At 60.5% G+C, this 25,042-nt stretch carries 17 protein-coding genes; 6 read left to right on the top strand and 11 right to left on the bottom strand.

Going from position 1 to position 25,042, the window contains the following annotated elements:
* Positions 1–29 precede the first annotated feature (29 nt).
* On the bottom strand, positions 30–1,076 hold the full coding sequence (locus tag ACFOTD_RS11965) for a LacI family DNA-binding transcriptional regulator (RefSeq protein WP_378118938.1): 1,047 nt from the start codon (positions 1,074–1,076) through the stop codon (positions 30–32).
* A gap of 466 nt (positions 1,077–1,542) precedes the next feature.
* Complete coding sequence (locus ACFOTD_RS11960; RefSeq protein ID WP_378118936.1) at positions 1,543–3,033, bottom strand: DHA2 family efflux MFS transporter permease subunit; 1,491 nt, start codon at positions 3,031–3,033, stop codon at positions 1,543–1,545.
* 229 nt (positions 3,034–3,262) lie between these two features.
* On the opposite strand from ACFOTD_RS11960, the gene ACFOTD_RS11955 reads away from it, so the two are divergent.
* Positions 3,263–4,012, top strand: coding sequence for a TetR/AcrR family transcriptional regulator (locus ACFOTD_RS11955; RefSeq protein ID WP_378118934.1), 750 nt, complete (start codon positions 3,263–3,265; stop codon positions 4,010–4,012).
* A 403-nt stretch (positions 4,013–4,415) separates the two neighbouring features.
* Here ACFOTD_RS11955 and ACFOTD_RS11950 read toward each other — a convergent pair whose 3' ends face one another.
* Complete coding sequence (locus tag ACFOTD_RS11950; protein WP_378118932.1) at positions 4,416–5,102, bottom strand: phosphatase PAP2 family protein; 687 nt, start codon at positions 5,100–5,102, stop codon at positions 4,416–4,418.
* Positions 5,103–5,126: 24 nt separating this feature from the next.
* Positions 5,127–6,989 carry an LTA synthase family protein gene (locus ACFOTD_RS11945; RefSeq protein WP_378119144.1) on the bottom strand — a complete coding sequence of 621 codons (1,863 nt, stop codon included), beginning with the start codon at positions 6,987–6,989 and terminating at the stop codon, positions 5,127–5,129.
* Between the two features lie 231 nt (positions 6,990–7,220).
* Between ACFOTD_RS11945 and ACFOTD_RS11940 the strand changes: the two genes are divergently transcribed.
* Positions 7,221–7,523 carry a hypothetical protein gene (locus ACFOTD_RS11940; RefSeq protein WP_378118930.1) on the top strand — a complete coding sequence of 101 codons (303 nt, stop codon included), beginning with the start codon at positions 7,221–7,223 and terminating at the stop codon, positions 7,521–7,523.
* A 139-nt stretch (positions 7,524–7,662) separates the two neighbouring features.
* Here the strand turns inward: ACFOTD_RS11940 and ACFOTD_RS11935 are convergent, their stop codons facing one another.
* On the bottom strand, positions 7,663–9,936 hold the full coding sequence (locus ACFOTD_RS11935; RefSeq protein WP_378118928.1) for a glycosyl hydrolase family 95 catalytic domain-containing protein: 2,274 nt from the start codon (positions 9,934–9,936) through the stop codon (positions 7,663–7,665).
* A 309-nt stretch (positions 9,937–10,245) separates the two neighbouring features.
* On the opposite strand from ACFOTD_RS11935, the gene ACFOTD_RS11930 reads away from it, so the two are divergent.
* From ACFOTD_RS11930 to ACFOTD_RS11920, 3 genes are all read left to right on the top strand, one after another.
* On the top strand, positions 10,246–13,533 hold the full coding sequence (locus ACFOTD_RS11930; RefSeq protein ID WP_378118926.1) for an SNF2 helicase associated domain-containing protein: 3,288 nt from the start codon (positions 10,246–10,248) through the stop codon (positions 13,531–13,533).
* Between the two features lie 117 nt (positions 13,534–13,650).
* Complete coding sequence (locus tag ACFOTD_RS11925) at positions 13,651–14,130, top strand: copper amine oxidase N-terminal domain-containing protein (protein WP_378118924.1); 480 nt, start codon at positions 13,651–13,653, stop codon at positions 14,128–14,130.
* 187 nt (positions 14,131–14,317) lie between these two features.
* A complete protein-coding gene (locus tag ACFOTD_RS11920; RefSeq protein ID WP_378118922.1) occupies positions 14,318–14,728 on the top strand; it encodes a hypothetical protein in 411 nt (136 codons plus the stop codon).
* 99 nt (positions 14,729–14,827) lie between these two features.
* Here the strand turns inward: ACFOTD_RS11920 and ACFOTD_RS11915 are convergent, their stop codons facing one another.
* Together ACFOTD_RS11915 and ACFOTD_RS11910 are read right to left on the bottom strand one after the other, a co-directional pair.
* On the bottom strand, positions 14,828–16,258 hold the full coding sequence (locus ACFOTD_RS11915) for a WG repeat-containing protein (protein WP_378118920.1): 1,431 nt from the start codon (positions 16,256–16,258) through the stop codon (positions 14,828–14,830).
* A gap of 61 nt (positions 16,259–16,319) precedes the next feature.
* On the bottom strand, positions 16,320–17,351 hold the full coding sequence (locus ACFOTD_RS11910; protein WP_378118918.1) for a sulfate ABC transporter substrate-binding protein: 1,032 nt from the start codon (positions 17,349–17,351) through the stop codon (positions 16,320–16,322).
* Between the two features lie 436 nt (positions 17,352–17,787).
* Here ACFOTD_RS11910 and ACFOTD_RS11905 point away from each other — a divergent pair, with 436 nt between their 5' ends.
* Positions 17,788–18,864, top strand: coding sequence for a sulfate ABC transporter substrate-binding protein (locus ACFOTD_RS11905; protein WP_378118916.1), 1,077 nt, complete (start codon positions 17,788–17,790; stop codon positions 18,862–18,864).
* 537 nt (positions 18,865–19,401) lie between these two features.
* Here ACFOTD_RS11905 and infC read toward each other — a convergent pair.
* The 4 genes from infC to ACFOTD_RS11885 all read right to left on the bottom strand — a co-directional run bounded on the left by infC (position 19,402) and on the right by ACFOTD_RS11885 (position 24,987).
* Positions 19,402–19,893, bottom strand: coding sequence for a translation initiation factor IF-3 (infC, locus tag ACFOTD_RS11900; protein WP_378118914.1), 492 nt, complete (start codon positions 19,891–19,893; stop codon positions 19,402–19,404).
* 36 nt (positions 19,894–19,929) lie between these two features.
* Complete coding sequence (locus ACFOTD_RS11895) at positions 19,930–21,045, bottom strand: acyl-CoA dehydrogenase family protein (RefSeq protein WP_378118912.1); 1,116 nt, start codon at positions 21,043–21,045, stop codon at positions 19,930–19,932.
* Between the two features lie 521 nt (positions 21,046–21,566).
* Positions 21,567–23,540 (bottom strand): ATP-binding protein, encoded by a 1,974-nt coding sequence (locus ACFOTD_RS11890; protein WP_378118910.1) that lies wholly within the window; start codon positions 23,538–23,540, stop codon positions 21,567–21,569.
* Positions 23,541–23,745: 205 nt separating this feature from the next.
* Positions 23,746–24,987 carry a DUF445 domain-containing protein gene (locus tag ACFOTD_RS11885; protein WP_378118908.1) on the bottom strand — a complete coding sequence of 414 codons (1,242 nt, stop codon included), beginning with the start codon at positions 24,985–24,987 and terminating at the stop codon, positions 23,746–23,748.
* Positions 24,988–25,042 lie beyond the last annotated feature (55 nt).

The raw sequence follows: 25,042 nt of genomic DNA, 5'->3' as shown, positions 1-25,042 counted from the left end.
CTTAATGTTAGCTGCTTGCTGTCTGACGTTTATTGCGCGACCGGACGGCAGGACTCCCGCCGGATGAGCTTGGATCTGGACATGTAACGGATCGCCGTGCCGTCGGCGCCCTCGATATGACCGATTACGTAATCCGTCAGACTGCTCATCATCTCGCCGAAATCGATCCCCACCGTCGTCAGGGCCGGCTTGTACCTTGCGCTCAACGCGTGATCGTCAAAGCCGATAACGGACATATCCGCCGGCACCGACATACCCGCCTCCTGAAAGGCGCGGATCGCGCCGAAGGCCACGCTGTCGTTGGCCATGATCATGGCCGTAGGCAGCCGCTTCTCTTCCTCCAGCAGCTTGCGGATCGCCTGGTAGCCCGCCTCTTCATGAAAGGATCCCGGTCGCACCCAAGGCTCATGCACCTCCAAGCCATGCTTGCGCATCGCGGCCAGGAAGCCGTTGTACTTGTCGACGCCGGAGTAGCGGTTCATGTCGCCGTTCACGATGCCGATGTCGCGATGCCCGAGCTCGCTGAGGTAGTCCACTGCCAGGCTCATGCCGTGGGCATTGTCGAAGTTGGCGACGATCCGGTTGCCTTCGTTCTTGCCCGGCAAGTGCTGGTCCACGATGCCGATCGCGAAGCCCTCCGCGATCAGCTCCTCGATGAACGGCTCCTCGTTGGACGCGCCGATGAAGATGCCCCCGTCCACGCGCCGCTGGTAAAAAGCGTCCTTGACGCCCCGCACGTTGTCCGCGTCCGACGTGTTGCGGATAATATAGGTCAGTACGTAGTAGCCGCGCGCGGACGCATGCTCGACGACGCTCGCGAGCAGCAGGTTGGTCAGCATGTCGCCGGAGACGCGCCCGGCTTCGATGACGAACAAGCCGATCGTCCTCGTGCCCTTGCCCGCGAGCACCTGCGCCGACAGGTTCGGCACGTAATGGTAGGCGTCGATGACCTCCATGACCTTCCTGCGCGTCTCGGGCGGCACGTTGGCGTAGTTGTTGATGACGCGGCTGACCGTGCTCCGGGATACGCCTGCGAGCCTGGCGATCTCGACCGAGTTGATTTCTGTTTTCTTCATGTATATCCACCCTTTTAGAACCGCGAATCCGGGATTGTGAACGCGCGTTTACACCATTATTCTAACGAATCTGCAGTTCGCGGTCAATCCCCGGCCCGGCGTTTCGACATTGACAATATACATTGCATTCATGTATTATAATATATTAGACAAGTGTTAACCCTCTTATTTTTCCTCTCAATAGGGGTCGATCCCCTCCCGTTCCCACACATCATTCCTTTTTACCAAGGCTGCTGGAAGGACACGAATTCAAGACTGGCGCGGTCATTGGAGCCGCAAGAACGACTGAGAGGCAGGGCTTTCGTTGCTTTCGTGCATGTGATTTACAGGAAAAATTGCGCGGTTTCGCTTGTATAGACGTAGACGCTTCAATCGCATAGCAACAAAAATCAGACCCCCGCAGGTACCCTGCGGGGGTCGTCCAATTAGGCGGAAAACTGTCCGCGCGAACGCGGACAGACAATCGTTAGCCGACGATCATGTGCATTTCGGCTCCCGCTTCCCCTTCGGGCAGCGGATTTTTCGGTTTGGAGAGCAGCACGCCGAGCACCAGGCCGACGACGGCCACGCCAGTCAGCACGAGGAACGTGAAGCCGAACGCATCCGAGTACGTATGAAGGTCCGGCGCCTGCAGCTGCTTGTCGGTCATAATATCCTTCATCCGCGACGCGGACAGCGTCGTAAGTCCCGCAACCGCGAACGACATCATGACCTGCTGCGCGGCGTTGGTGAGCGAAGTCACGCGGCCGACGAGATTTTGCGGAGCGGATTGGATCAGGTACGTGTTGAGCGGCATCATGAACAGTCCCATTCCTGCGCCGAGCAAGGCCAGCGGCAGGATAATCGCGCTCACACCGGCTTCGGCGGAGATGCCGGACAGCAGGAAGGCGGACGCCGTGGTAACGATCATGCCGGCGAGCACGAGCGGGCGGGCGCCGAACTTGTCGCTCAGCTTGCCGCCGATCGGCATCATAATCGCCGAAGCGAGCGCCTGCGGAATCATGATCAAGCCGGTCTCGAACGCCGTATATCCCTTCGCCTGCTGCAGGAACAGCGGGACGAGGAACATCGTGCCGAACAAGGCGATCTGCGACACCCATTGGACGATAATACCGCGGGTAAACGTGCTGGAGCGGAATACGCGCAGCTCGAGCAGCGGATCGCGGCGCTTGAGCTCTACGATGATAAACAGGATGAGGGCGACGACGCCGATTCCGATACCGGCCAACGTAGAAGGCGCCGTCCAGTTGTTGCCCGTCGCGACCGTCTTGCCGCCTTCGGATACGCCGTAGACAAGCGCGGCGAAAGCGATCGGCGCAAGGATAATCCCGAGCATATCGAGCGAAGCGACGGACTGGCGATCCATCTTGGGCAGCGTGCGAATGCCGAGAAAGATGCCGACGATGCCGATCGGCAGGTTCAGCAGGAAGATCCATTCCCAGCTCGCGTAGTCGACGAGCCAGCCGGCGATAACCGGGCCGAGCGCAGGCGCGAGCAGGATCGGGATCCCGAGCATGCCCATGACCTGGCCGACCTTGCCCGGAGGCGACAGTCTGTAGATAAAGGCCATGGCGATCGGGCTGACGACGCCCCCGCCGAGACCTTGAAGAATACGGAATGCGATGAGCATCTCGACCGAATTGGACAACGCGCACAGAAGCGAACCGATCGTGAACAGGCCGATCGCGATCAGGAACACCCGCTTGGCGCCGAAGCGATCCGACAGCCAGCCCGCAAGCGGGATAACGGCGGCCTGGGCCAACGCGTAGCCGGTAACCGTCCATTGGACGAGAGACAAGCTGTTCTGTTTGAATTCGACCATCAGCTGAGGCAGGGCGACGTTCACGGCCGTCCCGTCCAGGATGACCATAAATATGCCGACGATGATGGCGATCAGCGGCGCGAATACATCCCGGATGGATGTCGGCTGACCTTTCGATGCAGCATTGGCTTGCATTGTAGCGCTCCACTCTCCCTTTAGAGTAGCCGCTTGCCCCTGCGCCTCTCTCTTGACCTATCGTGCCGTTGACCGCCGAGAGGCTTCAACGTTACAATAGACTCACTTAAGGCTATAAAGGCCGACGGCTTCTTTAAGCGGACATCTGTCCGCTTTTCAATGCCATGTTACCGGACAATTGTCCGTTTGTCAACGCGAAGTTCTATTCATGATGAAAGGAGCGTCCTCGATGATCAAGCCGCGCAAACGCAGCGACGCCGCCGAGAATTGCCGCCTGATCCTGCAGGCCGCGAAGAAGCTGTTCGCGGAGCAGGGCGTCCAGACGGTCAGCATGCATCAGATCGCCAAAACGGCCGGCGTCGGCCAAGGCACGCTCTATCGGTGTTACGCCCACAAGGGAGATCTGTGCGCCGCGATTGCCGAGCAGGTCGGCATGGATACGGTGAAGCAGCTGGAGGCGTTTTTGCTGAACCACAAGGACCTGCCCGCCTCCGAGCGGATCGGCGGCGTGCTTCAATACATTATTCAGTTCATCGACGAAAAATTTCAGCTTCTGCTGCCGATCCACACCGTCCATGATTGCGAGGACGAGTCCGCCTACTTCCGCTCGCCGATGTACCGCCTGGTCTGGGATAAGCTGACCGGCCTGTACGCCGAGCTGGAGCCCGGGTACGATGCGGGCGCGGCAGCGCAGCAAGACAACGCGAGAGCCACTGCCGCGCAGGAAAATAACGCGAACCCCGCAACCGTACGGGAAGAAGATGCGGGCACCGCTACCGCTCTGGATAGCCATGCGAGCCCCGCAGCAACATTGGAAGGCCCCCAGAAAAAGCGCGACGCCGCCTGGGAGCGCGCCACTGCCAAAGCGCACATCCTGCTCAGCTCCCTGCATCCTGCCGGCATCATCCATATGCGCGAAAGCATGGGGCTGACCCGGGAGCAGATCACGCAATATTACTGCGAGCTATTCGCTCGGTAGATTAGCTGACGGGGGGCAGCGGACCACCGGAGGGTCCGACTGCAGTCCGATCTAGCCGTTGAAATCCAAGGTTTGCGGCGGCTCGCGGACCACGCAGCCGTTCAGCCGTTAATTTAGCGCAGCAAGCGATTTGCCGGGCGTATGCGGACTGTGATACCGTTAAGTCGCTCCAATCGGCGCCTTAAGCCCGCATTCGCAAGCAATAGCGGCTGCTGTGTCCGCCAATTCCCTGTAAACCTCCGATACGGCGCAAATAGCGGATCCCGAGTCCGGTTCCGGGCGTGCGAACCACCAAGGCATCCGCCCAGACGGCGACGCACTCCTTCTCCGACGCCCATATATAGCTTTCATACAAAAAGCTGCAACCCCGTCGCGAGGACGGAGCTGCAGCTTTTCCTTTTCATCAGGAGCTATAGTACGAGCTTTTCGCCGTTTGCTTGGTCGGGCGCTTGGCCTCCGATACGTTTCTGGCGAACCAGCGCTCGGCCAGCACGACCGCCGGCAGCACCAGCTCGACGAGCGTGATTGCGGCGACCAGATCGAGGATTACGTGCTGCTTGATGAATTGCGTCGACAGGATGATCAGCCCCGAGCCGATGCCGATCAGCGTCAGGCTGCGGCGGGTCTTGAAGGTGCTGCTGGCGAGAATTCGGAAAACCATGTAGCTGGAGAAGCAATGAATGCTCGGGAAGCAGTTAAACGGCTGATCGCGATGATAAATGTAGGCCACCAGCCGCGTGAACGGGTCGCTGCCGCTAAGAGGCGGCCGCGGCACGGTCGTCTGAAAAACGCTGTAAACCAGATAACAAAGGAGCGCGCACAGCGTATACGTGATGACTCCGCGATAGAACGTCCGCACGTCTTTTACGAAAAAATAAAGCAGGCACACATAGATGAACACGATCCATACCGAATACGGCAATGCAAACCACTTGATAAAAGGAACGGCGCGGTCGAGCGGCGTCACCAAATTCCACACATGGCCGTCCATCTGGTTTACCGCCGCATACATCATCCCGAGCACCGGGAAAACCAGCATCGCGAGCAGCGGAGCGAATCTTTTGGCGTACGCCTTTATATTTTTATTCATGAACGTCCCCCCTCCCCCGATCCGCTACTTGCGCTCCGGCAGGGAACGCACGTAACCGTCGGACATGCTGAGCAGCTTCATGGCGTTGTCATAGTTCGTGCGGCTGTTGCCGCCCGTCGTCTCTCCGCCGTCCTTGAAGCCGAGCGTCCGCCCGTCCTCGAAGCCCGTGCCGGAGATGAACATTCCGCTGTCGTCGATATAGGAGCCCGTCGGCAAATAATAGCGTTCGGGCAGCATATTGCCGGTTGAATTGAGCAAATCTTGGCCAAAATGAAGATGATCGGACATCGACAGGCCGGCGAGATTCGCAACCGTCGGGAAAATATCCGATTGACCGCCAAGCGTGCCGATCGTGCGATGCTCGGCCGCCCCTGCCGGCAGCTTGATCAGCAGCGGGATATTGAGCATATCGGTCAGCTCGTAGTCGCGGCCGAGCAGCTCCTTCATAAGCTTCTTCTCGCCGGACGTCAGCGAGTAAATGGGCAGGCCCTGATGGTCGCCGTACAGCACGACCGTCGTATCGTCCCACAGCCCGCGCGCCTTCAGATCGGCGATCAGCTCGCCGAGCGCGTAGTCCGCATAATTCTGCGCGCGGATGTAATCGCCGACGAGCGTGCCTTTAAAGCGGTCCGGCAGCTCCATCTTGTACTTGCGCGACGGAATCTTGTACGGATGGTGGCCGGACATGGAGATCAGCTGCGCGTAGAACGGCTGGCCGCTCGCCGCCATCTCCGCGAGCTTCGCCGTAGACTTGGCGTACAGCACTTCGTCCGAGGCGCCGAACATGACCGTGTCCTCGTCGCCGAACAGCTTTTTATCGTAATACGTCTGCCAGCCGAGCGCCGGATACAACTCGGTGCGGTTCCAGAACACGGCGTCGTTCGTATGGAACGTCGCGGTATCGTATCCGTTCGCGCCGAACAAACGCGGCATGCTGGGCAGTTCTCTGTCCGCGTATTCCTGCGAAGCCGCGCCGTGGCTCGGCACGAACATCGACGTGTTCACGACGAACTCGGCGTCCGCCGTGTTGCCCTGCCCGACCTGCTGATAGAAGCGGTCGAAGTAGAGGCTCTCTCCGACGAGCGCGTTCAGATTGGGCGTAATGACCTGGCTGTCCACGGACTTGCCGATGAGGAAGTTCTGCAGCGCCTCCATCTGGACGACGAGCACGTTTTTGCCGCTTGCCTTGCCCCAGTAGAGCGGCGTGCCGGCCGGCGGCACATAGCCCTTGAGCTGGTCGATCTGCGCCTGCGTGATGCCCGAGACGTCGACTTGCTCGTCTTTGGAGGGCGCGAACGCAGCGTAGACCTCATAGTTGATGATGCCCATCTTTTCCGCCTGCACGACCTCGTTCATGCTATGCCGGTAAGGCCAGACGGTGAAAATGCAAGCAGCCAGCGACAGCACGCCGATGACGGACAGCACGCTGCGCCGCTCGCGGATCTTGAGCCCGCGTCCCCAGGCGCGGAACGACTTGCTCAGGCACAGCAAGAGCAACAGCACGACGAAGTCGGTATAGATGAGCAAGAAATAAGGATGGAGCAGCGAGAAGACGCTCCCCTTGACCTCCGTAACCTGGTTCACTTGCTGAAGCGCATGATAGGTGACGATGACGCCGAAATACTTATAATACATAATCACCGCAAAATAGACCGATGTCAGAACGCCGTTCGCGGTCAGATACAAGCCGAGCTTGCGCCTGGGCGCGAGCAGCTCGATCAGGCAGAAGACGACCCACACGGACGGCAGGCCCGTCGCGAGCGGCGGCCACAGCCGCCAGCCCTCGAAGATGACGTACCCGGCCAGGTACATTTTCAGAATCATCAAGAGGGAAAACAACACAAACGGCTTCGTGAGCCAAAACCGTACCCGCTGCCATGCCATCATAAACACAAGACCGTCCCTCTATTTAATATAACCCGCAGGCCAAAAATACCGATTAAATGTAAACTGCAAGTAAAAGCCGACCAAATCAACTTCATCATTATAGACCTTTGCCGCCTCCAAATAAAGCGATGCATGCAATTGCCAGCCGCCGTCCGAATCGGGCCTGCCGCACGCTTCGCGCGTGGAAAAAATAAGCTATAATGTGGACATAACGAAAGGAAGTGTGCGAACGTGGCCATTCGATATACAAGACCCTACGACGAGATTTTGGATGAGCTGTCCGAGGCGCTGGCGACCATCCCGGACTGCTACGATACGTTCGAGATGGAGGCGCAAGATTGGGCGGACCTGACTCAGGCGGAAAAGGACGTATGCATCCGCACGCTTGCCGACGACCTCTTCTATGTGCTGGGCGCGGAAAAATCGGCGAGCGCCGGCTCCGGCAGCGTCGAGTACGACAAGGCGCATCATGTGATCAAGGTCGTGTCGACGCCGCAGCTCGTTCATATCGTGGGCCTCAGGGAGAAGGCTTGATTCTGCCCTGTGCATTGCGATTCCGGCCTTGTCCTGGCGCTGTCAAGCCAATAGCAAAAAAAAGCCCTTCGCACATAAGGCGCGAGGGCTTTTGCTCGTGCAAACCTCGTTGCAAATGAAGTTTAAAAACCGATTCCGACTACGTGCCTGATTGAACGATCCGATACGGCCTGTCAAACGGATTGTGCACCGCATACGCTTCGACGGCACCGTCCCGCCAGCTCATATCCAGGCTGAAGCCGCCTCTCAGCCGCAGGCCGCGGAGCTCGCCGCTTGACAGGCTTGCGGGCAGCGCCGGCAGCAGGCGAAGCTCGTAGCGCTCGATCCGGCCCCGGGCATCCGTCACCGGACTGGACTGGGCGATCGCCTCGAGAATCAGGGCCGGCACGCCCCCGCTGATATCGGCGTTAAATAGCGAAGGTCCGTAATCGTGGGAGGATGCGAATGTGGCGTAATAGTTGTTGTTCGCCATCGATTGCAGCATCATCTCAACCATTTCCGCGTCCTGCAGATGCGCGGCAGCCATCCCCATCTGCACGAGCCCGAAGGCCATCGTGCCCTGCTCGTTCTTTTTCCGCTCCCGCTTCAGCCGGTACGCCGTCTCGCACGCTTCGTACAAGGCGCGGTCGCGCCGGATCTCCTCGGGAATGTCGTAGTAGAGCATGTACAGCTGCGAGGCATGGCGGTGATCGTAGTTGTCCTCGTATTGCGGCGCCGCCCATTCCTTGAGCGCTCCGTCTTCGTTGACCTGATAAGCCGGCATTTTCGCGAGCATATCCTCCCATTTACCGACCGGCTCGTCCACGAGCCCTAGCGTCCGGCAGCCCACGATCAGGTTGGTGAACAGCGCCTTCGCGACCGCGATATCCATCGTCGCATTGACCGTTGCCGAACTATTCCGATGCATAGGCGTGTTTTCCGGCGAATAGGAAGGGCTGAACAGCCAGCGGCCGTCCGCATCGGGGATCAGGAAGTCCTCGTAAAACAAAGCCGCTTCCTTCATAAACGGCAGCGCGCGCGTCCTGAAGAAGTCGTCGTCCCCCGTGTAGAGCCAGTAGTCGTAGTAGAAATGAGCGGCCCAAGCCGCGCCCGCCGTCCAGAACAGCATCGGATAAGCCGTGCTGAAGTGGATGTCGTAGCCGCCGGCGCTCGTGCGGGAGGGAATATGAATGCCCCGGCAGCCGTAGAGCCGCCTGCTGTTCTCCCGGTAATGCGCCAGATTCGCTTCCTGATAGTCGAAGTAGCTCAGCAGGCTCTCAAAGTCACCCGACGGCAAGAGGCCCGATATCGCGGTCTGCACGTTGCCGTTCTGCGTGTAATCGCTGCTCCACGGAACATGGCAGGCACCGGCCCACACGCCTTGCAGGTTCGGCGGCAGCCCGCCGCAGCTGGATAAGATCTCGTAGCGTCCGGCGTTGAAAATTTTCTCCATGAACGAAGCCGGCGCGCCGCCGATTTGCCTGCCCGCGGCCCATAGCGCCTCGTCGTCTGCGTGCGCCGCGTCGTCCTGCAGCCGCAGCGAGATGCGCGAATAGCGCGCTTGATGGACCGAGGAGTGCTCGCGCAGCAGCTGCTCGTAGGAGGCCGGCAGCGCGGACAGCCGGCCGGCTTCATGCGCGGCGGAGAACGCGGTCACATCGTCGATGGCGACGAGCGACACCAGAATCAGAGCCGTTTTGGCCCCTCTGACCGATACCGTCGCATCCGCGAACGACACTTCTCCGTCGCAGGCCGCCACGATCGCTACGGTCGCATAGCCGGCGCCGGTCCCCGCAAACTCCCGGATCCGGACGACAGCCTGCCCCGCGTCGCCCGGATGCGCGATGAATGCGGGTTCGGCGTAAAAATGGGACCGATAAAACTCGGCATCCGCTTCCGTATAGAGCGGCTCGCCCAGCGTCAATTCATAATCGGCCGCCTTCCCGCCCGCGTCCAGATGGATGACGCACGCCTGCGCGGTTCTCGATGCAAAGACGCGTCTTGCGAACGCACGGTCGCCGTCCTCAAACCGGACGCTCGCTTCGCCGTTCTCGAAGTCGAGCGAGCGGCGGTATTCGGCGCCGCCGTCCGCCAGCTTCGTCCCGATGCGCAGCTCCGCCGCGGGGAAGAAGGGCTCGGTCCATACGAGCCTGTCGTCGCCGTCATGCGCCTGCCGGTATAAATCCACGATCGTCTCGGAGGCCTCGGCCTCGCGCCCCGCCGCGATGAGCTCGCGGATCTCCGGCAGACGCGGCGCCATCGCGATCGGCTCGATCCCCTGATTGAAGGGGATAAAAAGCCGCTCGTGCGCCAAAACGATGCGCTCCGATGCGGCCTCCCCCATCACGATCGCCCCGATCGTACCGTTGCCGCACAGCATGCCTTCCTCCCAGCGCGCCGCGGGGCTGGTCAACGTATATCCGTTCCGGTTCATATACGATACTCCTTCAGTTAACTATTAATAAGGCTGAATATTAATAAAGTTGAGTATTAATAATGCTGAATATCGATAAGGCTTAATATCTATTCGCTATATCGTTAACGCGGCTGACAACTTACGAAGCGAATCGACTTGACTTGCGAAGCCGCCTCCTGCGCGTCGCCCTCCATCAAGGCATCATAAAGCGCTTTCTTTTCAGTATAGCATGCAGAGGAGCCTAAGCGCCGTCTAAAAGCGTCCGGGGCTGTGGTATAATGAAATATTACCATTCGCGCGCGCTGCCGCGGGGAAGGAAGCTTAAGCATGATTTATCATCCGTCCCTCCAGCAGATCAAGCTGCTGTGCGGGCAAACCGCTTACGAGCGCGGCATGAAGCTGGATAAAGCGGGCAAGGCGATGGCGGCCGACGAGCAGAAGGACGAACGCCGGTACGACGCGTACGTATGGGGAGCCGAAGGGCGCCGAAGCGTGCGCATCGACCTGGGCGACTCCGGCATCGTAGACGCAAGATGCGATTGCTCGGCCGCGCATTCGCAATATTATTGCGAGCATATCGCGGCCGCGCTGATCCATCTCCACGAAGAGCGGGCGCCCGAGCCGGAGGAGCGTCCTTTTCCCGCGATGCCCTCCGTCAAGCGCGAAGCGCTGATCCCGACCCGCGACCTGCTTTTCACAAAAGGGTTGATCTCGTTGTTCGACGGCCCCTCCGGGTCGCCCGAGGCGATCGAAGATACCGGGACCGAGGCCGGGGAGATCGTCCCGCTCGACGTCGAGTTCATCTGCAAGGCCGTAACCGAGAACACCCGCTCTCCGCTGCTTGCCGTCGAGATGAAGGTCGGTCCGAAGCGTCTCTACGTCGTGCCCAAGCTCAAGGAGTTCCTCGAACGAATCGAGCTCGGACAATCTTGCGTGTTCGCCAAGCATTTCGTATACGATCCCGCCGTTCACGTCTTCAAGCCCGAGGACCGCGCGATCGTCGACAAGCTTATCGTCGTCGCGCGCAGCGAGGCCGCGTACCGCGACGCCTTCCGCGCCGCTCCCGGCGGCATGGCCCTGTCGATGGACCGGCTGCTCATCCTGCCGCCGCTCGCCTGGGAGGACCTGCTGCCGTTATTTGCGCGCGCCAACGTCCGCTTTGAGTACGGCATGCGGACCGCAGACACCGTCACGGTGACCGAGGAGCCGCTCCCCCTCGTCTTTGAGCTGGACAGCGCCGAGGACCTCGAAGGCTACCGGCTGGACATCCGGGGTCTAGAGAAGCTCGTCATCCTTGAAAATTACGGCTGCGTGCTCGCGGACGGAACGCTCCACCGCACGGGCGACGCGACGATCCGGCGGCTGGAGGAGCTCAAGCGGATGTTCGCCTACAAGCCGGCCAAGCAAGCGCTCATCGCACCGGCCCAGATGGAATCCTTCTTGGACCGCGTCGTCCCTTCCCTCAAGCGGATCGGGCGGGTCGACATCGCGCAGCCGATCGCGGACCGTATCGTCAGCCCGCCGCTTGCGGCGCTGCTCGATCTCGACTGGCTGAACGGCAGGCTGCTCGCGCGGCTCACTTACCGGTACGGCGACAAGGAGATCAACGCACTGCAGGCGGACAGTCCGCTGCGGCGCGACGCCATCGAAAATGACGCCATTCTCGTACGCGACGTCGATACGGAGCATCGGATCATGGCCCTGATCGAGCGCGCATCGTTCAAGTACAACGGCAGCGAGCTGTATCTGGAGGAGGAAGACCTCATCTACCGGTTCCAGTACCGGCTGCTGCCCGAGCTCGAGCGTCTCGTCCAGGTTAACGCGACGGCGCCGATGCGGCGCCTCATCCAGGATCTGCCTCCTGCGCCGCGCATGACGATCGACTACGACGCGCATGCCTCCTGGCTCGAGGTGCGCTTCGACGTCGAGGGCATCGACGACGACGAGATCCGCGACATCCTGCGCAACCTGGTCGAAAAGAAGCCTTATTACCGCCTGTCCGGCGGCGGCCTGCTGTCGCTCGAGGACGCGAGCTATGCCGAGATCTCCCGGCTCATGGACGAGATGGGCATCCGCAAGTCCGAGATCAAGGGCGCACGGCTCGATCTTGCCGCCGTGCGCGGCTTGCCGCTCATGGACGCGGACGTTCGCGGCGGCAGCGTCAGGCTCACGCGGGCGCTGCGCGAGCTGCTCGACAATATGCGCAATCCGGACAATCTCGATTTCCCGATCCCGGACAGCCTGACGGCAACTTTGCGCGACTACCAAAAGTTCGGCTACCAATGGATGCGCACGCTTGCGCACTACCGGTTCGGCGGCGTGCTCGCGGACGACATGGGCCTCGGCAAAACGCTGCAAGGCATCGCCTTTATCGCATCGGTCGTAGAGGAAATCCGCGCCACCGGGCGTCCCGCGCTGATCGTGTCGCCGGCTTCGCTTATCTTCAACTGGAAGCACGAGCTCTCCCGCTTCGCGCCCGGGCTCCGGGTCCGTATGGCCGCCGGCGACAAGCAGGAGCGCTTAGGCACGCTCACCGGCATGGAGGACGCCGACGTCGTGATTACCTCCTATCCGCTGTTGCGCCGCGATATGGAGCTGTACGGAGAGCTCAAGTTCTACTGCCTCTTCCTGGACGAAGCGCAGGCGATCAAAAACCATGCGACCCAGACCGCGCAAGCCGTAGGCCGCATCCAAGCGGGCATTCGCTTCGCGCTCACCGGCACGCCGATCGAGAATTCGCTCGACGAGCTGTGGTCGCTGTACGACGCCGTCTTCCCCGACCTGTTCGGCAGCCGGCGCGAATTCGCCTCGCTCTCCCGCGAGCTCGTGGCGAAGCGCGTGCGCCCCTTCCTGCTGCGCCGGATGAAGCGCGACGTGCTGAAGGAGCTGCCCGACAAGATCGAGACGCTGCAGCATTCGGAGTTGACCGACGACCAGAAAAAGCTGTACGTCGCGTATCTCTCCAGGCTGCAGACCGAGACGCTGCAGCAGCTCGAGCACGACGGCTTCCAGAAGAGCCGCATGCGCATTCTGGCCGGGCTCACGCGGCTGCGGCAGTTGTGCTGCCATCCTTCGCTGTTCGTCGAAGGCTATGAAGGCAGCTCCGGCAAGCTCGACCAGTTGCTCGAGATCGTCGGGGACGCCCTGGATGCGGGCAAGCGGATCCTGCTGTTTTCGCAGTTCACCTCCATGCTCGCCATCATCCGCGAGGAGCTGTCGCTGCGCAGCCTGCCCTGCTTCTATCTGGACGGCCAGACGCCTGCGGCAGAGCGCGTAGAGCTGTGCCGCAGGTTTAACGAGGGCGAGAACGACATTTTCCTGATCTCGCTGCGCGCGGGCGGCACGGGATTGAACCTGACCGGCGCCGATACGGTCATTCTGTACGACCTGTGGTGGAACCCCGCCGTCGAACAGCAGGCTGCGGACCGGGCGCACCGGATCGGGCAAAAAAACGTCGTGCAGGTCATCAAGCTCGTCGCCGAAGGGACCATCGAGGAAAAGATGGTCGAGCTGCAGCAGCGCAAGCGCGACCTCATCGCAGAGGTCATCCAGCCGGGCGAAGAGAGCCTCTCCGCCATGACCGAAGACGAGATTCGCGAGCTGTTGAACATTTAATCCAATATTTGTTGTCCCATATTGATTGTAAATTAAAACTTCGGGGTATAAAATTCATGAAATATTCGCCACTAACACTGGCGTACTACATATCATCCTACTAAGGAGTGATTTTTCATGAAACAACCCATGAAGAAGACCGCCGCATTGCTGCTTGGTGCCGCCATCGCTTTGTCCGCCACAGGTGCAGCCGCTTACGCTGAGGATACTGCGCCAATGCCTTCGAAGCTGTGGTTCCAGGTCGGCAACTACAACATCGGCATCGACGACAACGTGGAGAAGCTCGACACGACGCCATATATCGAGAATGGCGTGACGTTCGTGCCGTTCGCGGTCATCGCCGCGAAGTCCGGCGCCCGCATCAACTACAACGGCAAGCAGACGATTTATATGAAAAAGAGCAACAACAAAGATACGTACACGTTCACGATCGGCTCCGACAAGTACGTGTTCAACGGCGAAGAAATGACGCTCAACGCCAAGCTGACCGTCAAGAACGGCCGCGTCGTCGTCCCGCTTCGCGACATCGGCACGCTGCTGGGCTGGAAGGTCGCATCGTACGATAACGAGAAGAAAATCGTGCAGATGACGATGTAAAATGTAAATCTTATAAAATATAAATCCAGTTAAAGACGGGCACCCCTGCGGGTGCCTGTTTATCATGGAACCGAACCGCCAAAAGATTGCTCCGTATTGATGGGTTCTAACAGGATAGGCACTGCTCATAGGCTCAAACAAGCATAGTCGCGTCTATTAGGCACGTTTCGGGAAAGCAGGTGTTAGCATGACGATTGAAACGACAAGCCCAGAGCCTCGTTCGCTCCTCGAAGAGGCGCTGCGGCATGCCGTCATGCGTCAGCAGGAGGCGATTGCGGGCTTCATACAGGCCGCCGCCCTGCATCTGCATATCAGCGCGCGCTCGATCGCCGAAGGCGTCCATCGCAGCGAGGTAGCGGCCCCGAGCGCCAAGCCCCTCGCCGATGCGGCGGCCGCCGCAGCTGAACGCGCCCGGAAGCTGGACGAGCTGCAGCGTCTCGCCTGGGAGATCGCGCACGATCTGAACGTCCCGCGACCGCCTTCCTCCCTCCGGCGGCCTCCCGCAACGAGCGAAGCAGCCGTTGCGAACGTTCGATTTACCAACCCGGAGAAGGCGGCACCGGCCTGGATCGCATCGCCAAACCTGCGAAAAAAGTAAAGACCTTCCGCGCGCTCGAATACGAGCGCTAAATCGCTAAATAAAGAAGTCTCGTCCCGCGAATGGAATTCGCATGGACGAGACTTCTTCTTTATAACCTTATTTGGCTGCAGCCTCTTCCTCTTCTGTCGGCGCGACGTAGGCCTTCTTCGCCACGAACGCGCCCTTCGCGTTGATCAAGCCTTCCCAGTCGCCCTTGATCGCGTGCGCCAAGCCGTCCTTGAACGCATCCGCCTGATCGAACGCCGGCTCGATGACGACCTCGCCCTTTTTGTTGATATAGCCGTACTTGCCGTCCTGCTCGAACACCGCCAGGCCTTCGCTGAAGTCGCCGACATCGTCGTAGTCCGCCTCGAATGCCGTCTTGCCGGTCTTGTCGATGAATTGAACGACGCCGTCTTTAACGACCGCGGCAAGTCCGTTGCTGAAGGAGTAGCCCTCCTCGTACTGCGCCGGAATCGCCCACTCGCCCTTCGCGTTCAGGTAGCCGAACACGCCGGTCGATTGCTCGACGCCGTCGGCTTCGGTGCTTACGAGCGTCGATACGAGCGCGAGGCCATCCTTGAAGTCCGATACGGACTGATACTTCGCGGGAATGACGAGCTTGCCCGTCTTGTCGATAAATCCGTAGTTACCCTCGATCTGCACGGCCGCGAGACCGCCGCTAAAGTAGAAGGCGTCTTCATACTGCGCAGGAATGACGAGTTTGCCCGTCTTGTCGATGTAGCCGAAGCTGTCGCCGCTGCGTACCGCCGCCAGTCCTTCGGAGAAGTCGAACAGCTCGTCGTAAGCCGGGCTCAGCACGACTTTTCCGGACTTGTCGATGTAGCTCTGCGTGCCGTCCTTGGACGCGACGAGCGCCAGGCCGTCTGCGAAGTCGTACGCGCTGCTGTACTGCGCCGGAATCGCGATCTTGCCGCCGCGATCCTCGTAGCCGAACGCGTCGCCTTGCTGCAGCAGCGACAGGCCGCCGCTGAACGCGCTCGCCGTGCCGTACGTCGCGCCGATGACGGACTCTCCGTAGACGTTGACGAACGAGGTGTATCCGTCCTTGGTGAACGGATGCAATCGCGTGTTCACCTCATAGGCGCCGGACGCAGCGTTCCACGAGAGCGAAGCGCCCAGCGACTCGGCGACGAAGCGCAGCGGCACGTAAGCCACGCCTCCGATGAGGACGGGAGCCGCGACGAGCGCGCTTTTCGCGCCGTTCACCTTTGCCGTCTTCGATTCGGGCTGCAAAATGATTAGGCGATTGCCTTTTTTAATAGAGATTGTATTTGTCTTGGCATCGTACTTGCCGGCTGCGCCGAGCGCGGCAGAGACGCCCGCAAGCGGGCCGTACGTCGCGCCGTTTTTCGTGACGGGCGCCCACAGGGATTGCTGGCTCGTGCCGTCCACCGACACATAAGGCTTCGCGGCAGGCGCCGCGTAGGCGCCCGGAGCTGCGGCGAAGGCGAGCGCTTGCGCGCCAATGGCGACGGCGAGCGCGGTTTTGACGATACGTTGTTGGATGCTGCGGCTATGGAACATCTCGGTTACCCCTTCATATTGGAAGATGACTGCATGTCGAGCGTGAACGCTGTCGCACCGCTTATTTCTTCAGATAGATCTGGTCGAACGTGCCGCCGTCCGCGAAGTGCGTCTTCTGCGCCTTATCCCAGCCGCCGAAGTCCTTGATCGTGACGAGGTTGAGCTTCGGAAATTGCTTGGAGTACTCGAGCGCGACCTTCGGATTGATCGGGCGGTAGAAGTTGCGTGCCGCGACGCGCTGGCCTTCCTCCGTATACAGGTAGTCCAGGTAGGCGGTAGCGACTTGACGCGTATCGTGCTTTTGCACGTTTTTCGTGACGACGGCTACGGTCGGTTCGGCGAGAATGCTGAGCGAAGGCGTGACGATCTCGAACTTGTCGCCATACTCCTTTTTCGCGAGGAAAGCTTCGTTCTCCCAGGCCAGGAGCACGTCGCCGATGCCCTTCTCTACGAACGTGGTCGTGGAGCCGCGGGCGCCGGTATCGAGGACGGGAACGTGCGTGAAAAGCTCCTTGACGAATGCCTTGGCCTTGTCGTCGCTGTTGTTGTTATGCTTCAGCGCGTAGGCCCAGGCCGCCAGGTAATTCCAGCGGGCGCCGCCGGACGTCTTCGGATTCGGCGTGATGACCTTGACGTCGTTTTTCACGAGATCGTCCCAGTCCTTGATGCCCTTCGGATTGCCCTTGCGCACGAGGAAGACAATCGTCGACTTGTACGGCGCGCTGTTGTTGGCCAGACGGCTTTGCCAGCCCTTGCTGATCAGGCCTTTCTGCTCGATCGCCGAAACGTCGTATTCCAGCGCCAGCGTGACGACGTCGGCCTCGAGACCGTCGATGACGGAACGGGCCTGGGCGCCGGAGCCGCCGTGGGATTGCTTGACGGTAACGGTCTGGCCGGTTTTCTTTTTCCAATACTTCGCGAACACCGCATTGTAATCTACGTACAGCTCCCGCGTCGGATCGTAGGATACGTTCAGCAGCGTGATGCTTTTCTTTTCGTTTTTCTTCGATACGGCCGCGAACGCGCTGGAAGTCGTCAACGCGAACGCCAGAATCACGAACATGGCGATTTGCAGGCTTCTTTTCATCTTCATCTTTGCATTCTCCCTTTGTCCCCATTTGGTTTTTTTATCGGAAAACAAAGAGGCCGCGATCCGCTTCTCCGCACGAAGAAGATGAACGACGCTAAGTCGCGTCCGTTCGTCCTCATCTCTCTTCGATCGGCAGTGCAGCGGCTTGAATGATCGGCCGGCACGGATCAAAGAGCGCAGCCTGGCGCCCGCTCGGCGCTTGTCGGTCTGCGGCGGAGAAATGCATATCGGGCCTCCGGTCGTCCGGTAGGTGAATCCATTTCTTGGAACGATCATACAATTCATTAATCCAACCTGTCAACTAGGTTTTATAAACTTTATTTTACATTTTTCTATTGACACTTTTCGGCTGCAGTTGCTACAATCGCTCCGTTAAACCTATTTTTCCAATTGGAATTAATTCAGAATTAACATTAGGGTTTGAAGGGGCGTCATACCGATGATTAAAAGAAAAAGAAGGCTTCCCATCCTGTCTGCCGCGCTGCTGGTCTCGTCTGCATTGGCCTTGTCCGCTTGCGCTTCAGGCGACGGCCAGCCGATGAACGCCGCTGCGGACGCATCGCCGTCCGCCAGCTCGGACTACAGTAAGGCGCTCACGCTGAACGGCGTTTCGCCGGACGGAACGGAGTCGCTGTTCGCCGCGTTAAACGATGCGTTCACAGCCGACTGGAAGGCTAAAACCGGGCAAGACGTCACGGTCAAGCAGACGGCGGGCCCTTCCTCCGCAGAAAAGGACGCCGTCAACGGCGGCACGCTCAAGGCCGACTTCGCGTTACTCGGCGTCGGCACCGATATCGACGAGATCCAGGCGGCGGGCCTGGTCGAGGAAGGCTGGCAGCAGCGCTATGACTACAACAGCTCTCCCTTCTATACGACAGTGGCGTTCGCCGTTCGTGCCGGCAACCCCAGGGGCATCAAGACGTGGGACGACATCGCCGCGGCGGGCGTTAAGCTCGTGACGGCAAATCCCAAGACGTACAGCGATGCCAGGTGGGCCTATACGGGGGCGTGGGCGTACGCCTTCGACCAAGCGGGCGACGAGGAAGCTGCCAAGACGTTTGTCAAAAGCGTGTACGCGAACGCTGGCGCGCTGGATGCCGACGAAGCGGCTGCGCAGGCGCGTTTTCTGGGCGGGGAAGGCGATGTCTGGCTGACGACAGAGGCACGGGCGCTCGCGCTGGCCGCCGGCGAGGCGAAGGGCAAGATCGACGTCGTCGTGCCGCCCGTAACGCTCGCCGTCGAGCCGATCGTGTCCGTCGTCGACAAAAACGCGACGGAAGCGGGCACGCACGAAGCGGCCAACGGCTACGCGGACTTTCTGTTCACCGAGCCTGCGCAGCAGATCGCCGCGGAGCATTACTACCGCCCGCGCTTCGCGTCCATCGCCGAGCAGTTCGCGACGCAGTTCCCGGAGACGACCGTGCTCACGGTCGACGACAATCTCTCGGGCTGGGAGGATCTCAACAGCACGCAATTCGCCGACGGCGGCTTGTTCGAGCAGCTGGCGGGGAAATAGGCGGGCGGTGAGGCGCGAGGTTCGGGTAATATACGACATCGCGCGCCAAGCCGCGCAAAAGCGAACAACGCTCTTCGAGGAGGAGCGTTGTTCGTTGTTTTACGTGAGTTGCTTTACGGGAGTTGTTGGAGCGAGCGCCATCGCCTTCTGTAGAGAAGGCGATCGGTCCTTTCACGCGGCTACGAGCGCCATCGCCTTCTGTAGAGAAGGCGATCGGTCCTTTCACGCGGCTACGAGCGCCATCGCCTTCTGTAGAGAAGGCGATCGGCCCTTTCACGCGGCTACGAGCGCCATCGCCTTCTGTAAAGAAGGCGATCGGGCCTTTCACGCGGCTACGAGCGCCATCGCCTTCTGTAGAGAAGGCGATCGGCCCTTTCACGCGGCTACGAGCGCCATCGCCTTCTGTAGAGAAGGCGATCGGCCCTTTCACGCGGCTACGAGCGCCATCGCCTTCTGTAGAAAAGGCGATCGGCTTTCACGCGGCTACGAGCGCCATCGCTCCACCGCAATCCCCGCGCTCTACGTTCACTCTGTCGCTCAGACCGGATTCACCTTCACAGCCGCCTGTTTGCCGCTGACTTGGATCCCGGTCTCGCGCGAGCCGTGCGGCGCGAGTTCCTTCAGCATACGCTCGATGAGCGCCTTGGCGCGCTCGCCTTCTTTGGCGCCTGCCAGCTTGACCGTGAGCTGCACGGCGTTCCCCGAGGTCAGCAGCTTCTCGGCCTGGCGCAGCTTGGTCTCGTAATCGTGCTCCTCGATCTGCGCGGTCAGCCGCAGCTCTTTGGTCTTGACCGCGCCCCCCTGGATGCGCTCCGCCTTCTTTTCCTGCGCGGCGGTCTGCTTAGCGGCGCCTCGGGCGGTCAGCTTGCACGGCGGCGGGCTGCTGAGCAGCGAAGTGCAGACGAGATCCGCCTTCGCCTCTCTCGCCATCGCGAGCGCCTCCTCCCGTCCGACGATGCCCAGATCCTCTCCGTGCAGTCCTGTCAGCGCAACCTCGGAGGCTTTTATTTTTTCGTTCATCAGCAGCATGCTGCCTCTCTCCCCTTCCCCGCCTACCCTAATCTATTAAAGGTTCAGCACGCCGTGCTGCGCGGCCGTGTGCAGATCGCGCCACACGCGATTAACCGTCTCCCGCTGCATCAACGCGGTCATGCCCAGCATCGGCCATATTTCATGCGCGGCTGCAACGGCCAAGCGGGCCGCTTCGGCACAAGCGTCGCCGACCCGCAGTACGACTTCATCCGGCAACGCGCGCGTGTCGGCGAACGTCCGCCAGGACGATTCGGTTTCCCCATAAAAACGATCGGCAACAGCCGCCAGCAATCGCCTCTGACCCGCGATCGCATCCGACACCCGTCCATATCTGCCTACATAGGCACGATCCCATTCGGCTCGTTTCGCATCCGCGAGCGCGGCGGCTTCATCGAGGAAACGCAGTCCCAGCCCCAGAACGACTGCCGCAAACGAAACCTGGGCGAACGGCAAAAACGGATAGCGGTAAATCGGATCGTCGTACCGCGGCTCGGAAGCGATATCGAAGGTCCGCGCATCCGGCACAAACGCGTCCGCAACGCGGATCGTATGGCTTTCAGTCGCCTGTAGCCCCATCGCGTTCCAGTCCCGTACGATCTCCACCTGCTCGGGCAAAAAGGCGAACGATCGGATCTCGGGTGTACGAGGAGCCCCGGCAGCAGCGTCACCGTCGACGGGACGATCCGCACTCCCGCTCCGTTCCACGATGCAATTCGCGGTGTAGAAGCTGGCATACCCTGAACCGCTGCAATATTTCCAACTGCCGTTCACGTGATAGCCGCCCGGCACCGCCTTTGCAATGCCAGTCGGATGGCCGCTGCCCGCGATGACTGCGCGCCGGTCCGCGAACAGCGTCTCGGCGGTCTCCTCCGGCAGCGTCGCCGCGAAAAAGCCGCCGCCCGAGCCGATTGTCACGAGCCACCCGAAGCTGCCGTCGGCGTAGGCCGCCTGCTCGAAAATGCGTGCGGCGTCCGGCAACGGCGTCATGCGCCCGTTAAGCTCATTCGGCACGAACAGCTTAAATAGCCGCTCCTCGTAGATTCGCTCCAGGATCTCCGGCGACAAACGGCCGTCGCGTTCAATTGCAGCCGCTGCCTCCCCGACTTGCGCCAGCAGCGCCTCCGTAATGCCCTTGCCCGATTCTCCCATGATTGCGTGCCACCCCATTCGCCGTTGTCTCTATAGGCCTTCTCTCTTCACACTGCCGTTCTCCAGGTCTTTCGGGTTGTCATCATGCACAACTCTTATGCATGATCACTCCCGCTACACCCCCACGCCAAAAATCCGCCCCTATCGTGCACAATATCGGTGCACGATCACTGCGTCGCAATCTCGCACGTCGACTTCACCCATGATGATGCACTATTCTTGTGCACGGTCCGCCGTCGCAACCTAGCGCTAGCGCATTCAACCGCTTTCGTGCACAATTCTTATGCACGATCGCAACCGCCGCACCCTCATGTCGTGATTTCGCAACTATCGTGCACAATATCGGCGCACGATCACTGCGTCGCAATCTCGCACGTCGACTTCACCCACGATGATGCACCGTTCTTGTGCGCGATCCGCCGTCGCAGTCTGGCGTTAGCGCCTTCACCCGCCTTCGTGCACAATTCTTATGCACGATCACTACCGCCGCAACTCTACGCCCCGTCTGCTCAGATCTTCCCTCACGTCTTCCCCTTCGCCCGTCCATCTCGTATGCGAACGCCGATTTCGCGGACGAGCTCGTTTACGTTCACCGGCTTGGTCATATACCCGTCCGCTCCCGCATTCAGGCATTCGTCGCCGTCCTCCGCGAAAGCCTTCGCCGTGAGGGCAATAATCGGCAGCTCCTTGCGTCCGGGCATCGCCCGGATTCTGCCGATCGCCTCCAGGCCGCTCATGCCGGGCATCATGATGTCCATGAGCACGAGATCGATGGTCGCGTTCCCGGACAGCAGGCCCAGCGCTTCGCCTCCGGAGGAGGCGGTCACGACGCCGAAGCCCTTCGCCGCCAGCGCGACGCGCAGCGAATAGACGTTGTGCTCGTCGTCGTCCACGAGCAGCAGGCGATGTGTCGCCGGTACGCCCGACGCAGCCCCCGCCGCCACAGGACGGCCAGGCGCCCGCCGGGGCTCCTCCAGCGACGCGGCCTGCTCCATTGCCGCCTGATCCATCGCGGCTGAGTCCCGCCCCGACGGCGCCAGCGTATCCGCCGCCGAGGTGACCAGCGCCGGCCATGGCAGGAGCAGCGTGAACCGGCTGCCGCGGCCAAGCTCGCTCTCGAGCCGGATATCGCCGCCCAGCAGCATCGCGAATTGCTTGGCGATGGACAGGCCGAGCCCCGTTCCGCCGTATGCGCGGCTGATCGAGCCATCCGCCTGGAAGAAGGCGTCGAAAATAATATTTTGCTTGTTTGCCGCAATGCCGATGCCGGTATCCTCGACCTCGAAGGCCAAGCCGCCTTCCGCCAGCAATCCGCCCTCGGGCACGCGCGATACGACGAACCGCACATGGCCTTCTTGCGTGAACTTCAAGGCGTTGGACAACAAGTTGTTGATAATCTGCTTCAGCCGCTGCTCGTCCGTGTGCAAATGCTCGGGCACGTCCGGCTCGCTGCGCAGCGTGAACGACAGCCGCTTGCGCGAAGCGATGGGGCGGAACAGCTCGTCCATATGCCCCAGCAGCTCGCGCACGCTGAACACCGAGCGGTCGAGCTCGAGCCGCCCCGCCTCGATTTTCGACAAATCCAGCACGTCATTGATAAGACCAAGCAGCTCCTTGCCGGAGTGATGGATGATGCGGGCGTAGCCGACCTCCTCTTCGCTGAGCCGGTCGTCGATGTTCTCCTCGAGCAGCTGCGCCAGCACAAGCACCGAATTGAGCGGCGTCCGCAGCTCGTGGGACATATTGGCGAGAAATTCGGTCTTATAGCGGGAAGCCGATTGGACCTGGGCATACATCGCCTCCAGCTCCTGCTTCGCCTGCTCGAGCGAGCGCCCCTTTTCCTCCGAGATGCGGTATTGCTTCTCCAGGCGCGCCGTATAGATCTTCAGCTTGTGCGACCGCTTGTCCTCCGTCATGAATTCCCGCAGGATGAACATGAAGGCAAAGCTTAAAAACAGGCTGACGAGAAAGGTGCCCGGCGCGATATCCACGAGATAGTGCCTGCGCGGAATGATGCCGAACAGCGCGATAAACAGCACGTTGCCCGTGTTGACGGAAATGATGATCGTGACCATCTTGCGAAGCTCCGGCCAGCGCCTGCGGCGCGACAGCCACAGAATAAAGAGGACGAGCAAGCTCATCGCGACGACGTTCAGGCAGCCCACTAGCGCCGCCTGGTTTAAGCCGAAGGACAACCGCGCGAGGCCGATGCCGAGCCCGATCACCAGGATCGACAGCCGGTTCCTTACGAAAAGCGGCGCCACGATGACGGCCAGGAAACGCATGTCGAACATGACCGTCTCCGAGAAATGGAACGCGAACCGAATCGTCGTCCATCCGCACACGATCGTGAGCAGGATGAACAGCGTTTCTTTCCATGCCGGACTCCATTTATAGACGACATATTTATAAAGCAAGCTGGCCAGGTAGAGGAGCGTCAGCATCGTGCTGACGTTAATAAAAAAGGTTCGCAAAAAAGAGCTGATATCGTTCACGGTGCACCGCCTCTTGGGGAGCTTGAATCCATTATAACAAATCGTTACCCCCTATACGCGGTCGAACGGTCTTTAGGCGGGGGCGCTGCGGCAATTATCGTCTCATGCATAACTCAAGCGTCCGCAAATAGACGTGATCGCATGCGATCACGCCTACCGAAGCCGCCAGCGGGACGCCCCAGGAACGGCACTGCCTTCAGCTGCCCTATGCGAGCAGATTAATGCCTTCCAACGCCAATCCGATAAGAAAACCGCAGACCGCGCCGTTAACGCGAATCCACTGCAGATCGCCCCCGATCTTGTCTTCCATCATTTCGATCAAGGCATCGTTGTCCAGCTTGTCGATATTCTCCTTGACGAGCTTGCCGATCTTCCAGTGATTGCGCTCGACGAAGCCTGTGATCCGCTCCTGCACCCAAGTCTGGAACAGCTCGATCACCTGAGGGTTGGCCCGGAGGCTGGCGAGCAGGCCGGAGATAGCCGGCAGCACGTAATCATCGGTGAAACGCTGCTCGCGCACAAAGTCCAGCGCCTTGACGCGCAGTCCCTCCAGCCAGCCGGACAGCTGCCGCTCGATCTCCCCGCCGTCCGCCAGCCGCGCCTTCCAGCCTTCGAGCTCGGCCAGCACGGAAGGCGATTCGGGCAGATTGCGAATGGCCCCCCGCAGCGTCTCAACAAGCATCTCGCGCAGCGGATGGTCCTCTCTCTGCTGCATCTCCGCCAGCGTGCCGACGATCGCGTTCTGCAGCAGACCGCCAATCTTCTCTTCATCCATAAAGGAGATGAACGCGTTCACGGCAAAGCCCATCAGCCCGCCGACCTGCAGATTCTGCAGCGCCGCCGCCCCGATGATGCCGAGCTGCCGCCGCGTCTCTTCGCGGGAAGCGAGACCGCCCGCCTTATCGATCAGGAAGGCCAGCGCCTTTTCTTCATAGCCTCTAGCAAGCGCCTCGTCGCTGATCTTGCGCAGCAGGCCGGCCGTATCGAGCTCGCGCAGCTTCGATTCGAGCGCGCCGGCGAGCATCGGGACGATCCGGTCCATCGGCAGCCGCTCCAGCGCGAATTCGCTCACGCGAACGGCCACGGCGGCAGCGTCCTCGCGATGCGTCTCCAGCAGATCGAGCAGCCGCTCGCCGATCTTGAACTCGGTTGTCTTGGTGACGATGCTCTCCTTGGTGAGCAGCTCCGTCTCGATCGCCTGGATAAGCGAGCGGACGACTTTGTCCCTGTTGCGCGGCAGCAGCGCCGTATGCGGGATCGGGATCCCGAGCGGATGGCGGAAAAGGGCGGTGACGGCGAACCAGTCGGCAAGTCCGCCGACGAGTCCCGCTTCGAAGCCGCCGTGGAGCAGCGCGCCGCCCCAGCCGCCCAACGGGAACGTGGCCAGAAATCCCGCTCCCATGATGCCAAGAGAAATGGCGGCCGTATGCTTAGCTTGTCCGGGCATGTTCGGTAGACTCCTTCGGCTTCAATATTCTATGTATATATGATACCCAAAAAGA

Source organism: Cohnella sp. GCM10012308, assembly GCF_042649185.1.
Classification (GTDB): Bacteria; Bacillota; Bacilli; order Paenibacillales; family Paenibacillaceae; genus Cohnella.
The sequence above is the reverse complement of the archived record's forward strand: the minus strand, read 5'-3'. Positions and strand labels throughout refer to the sequence as shown.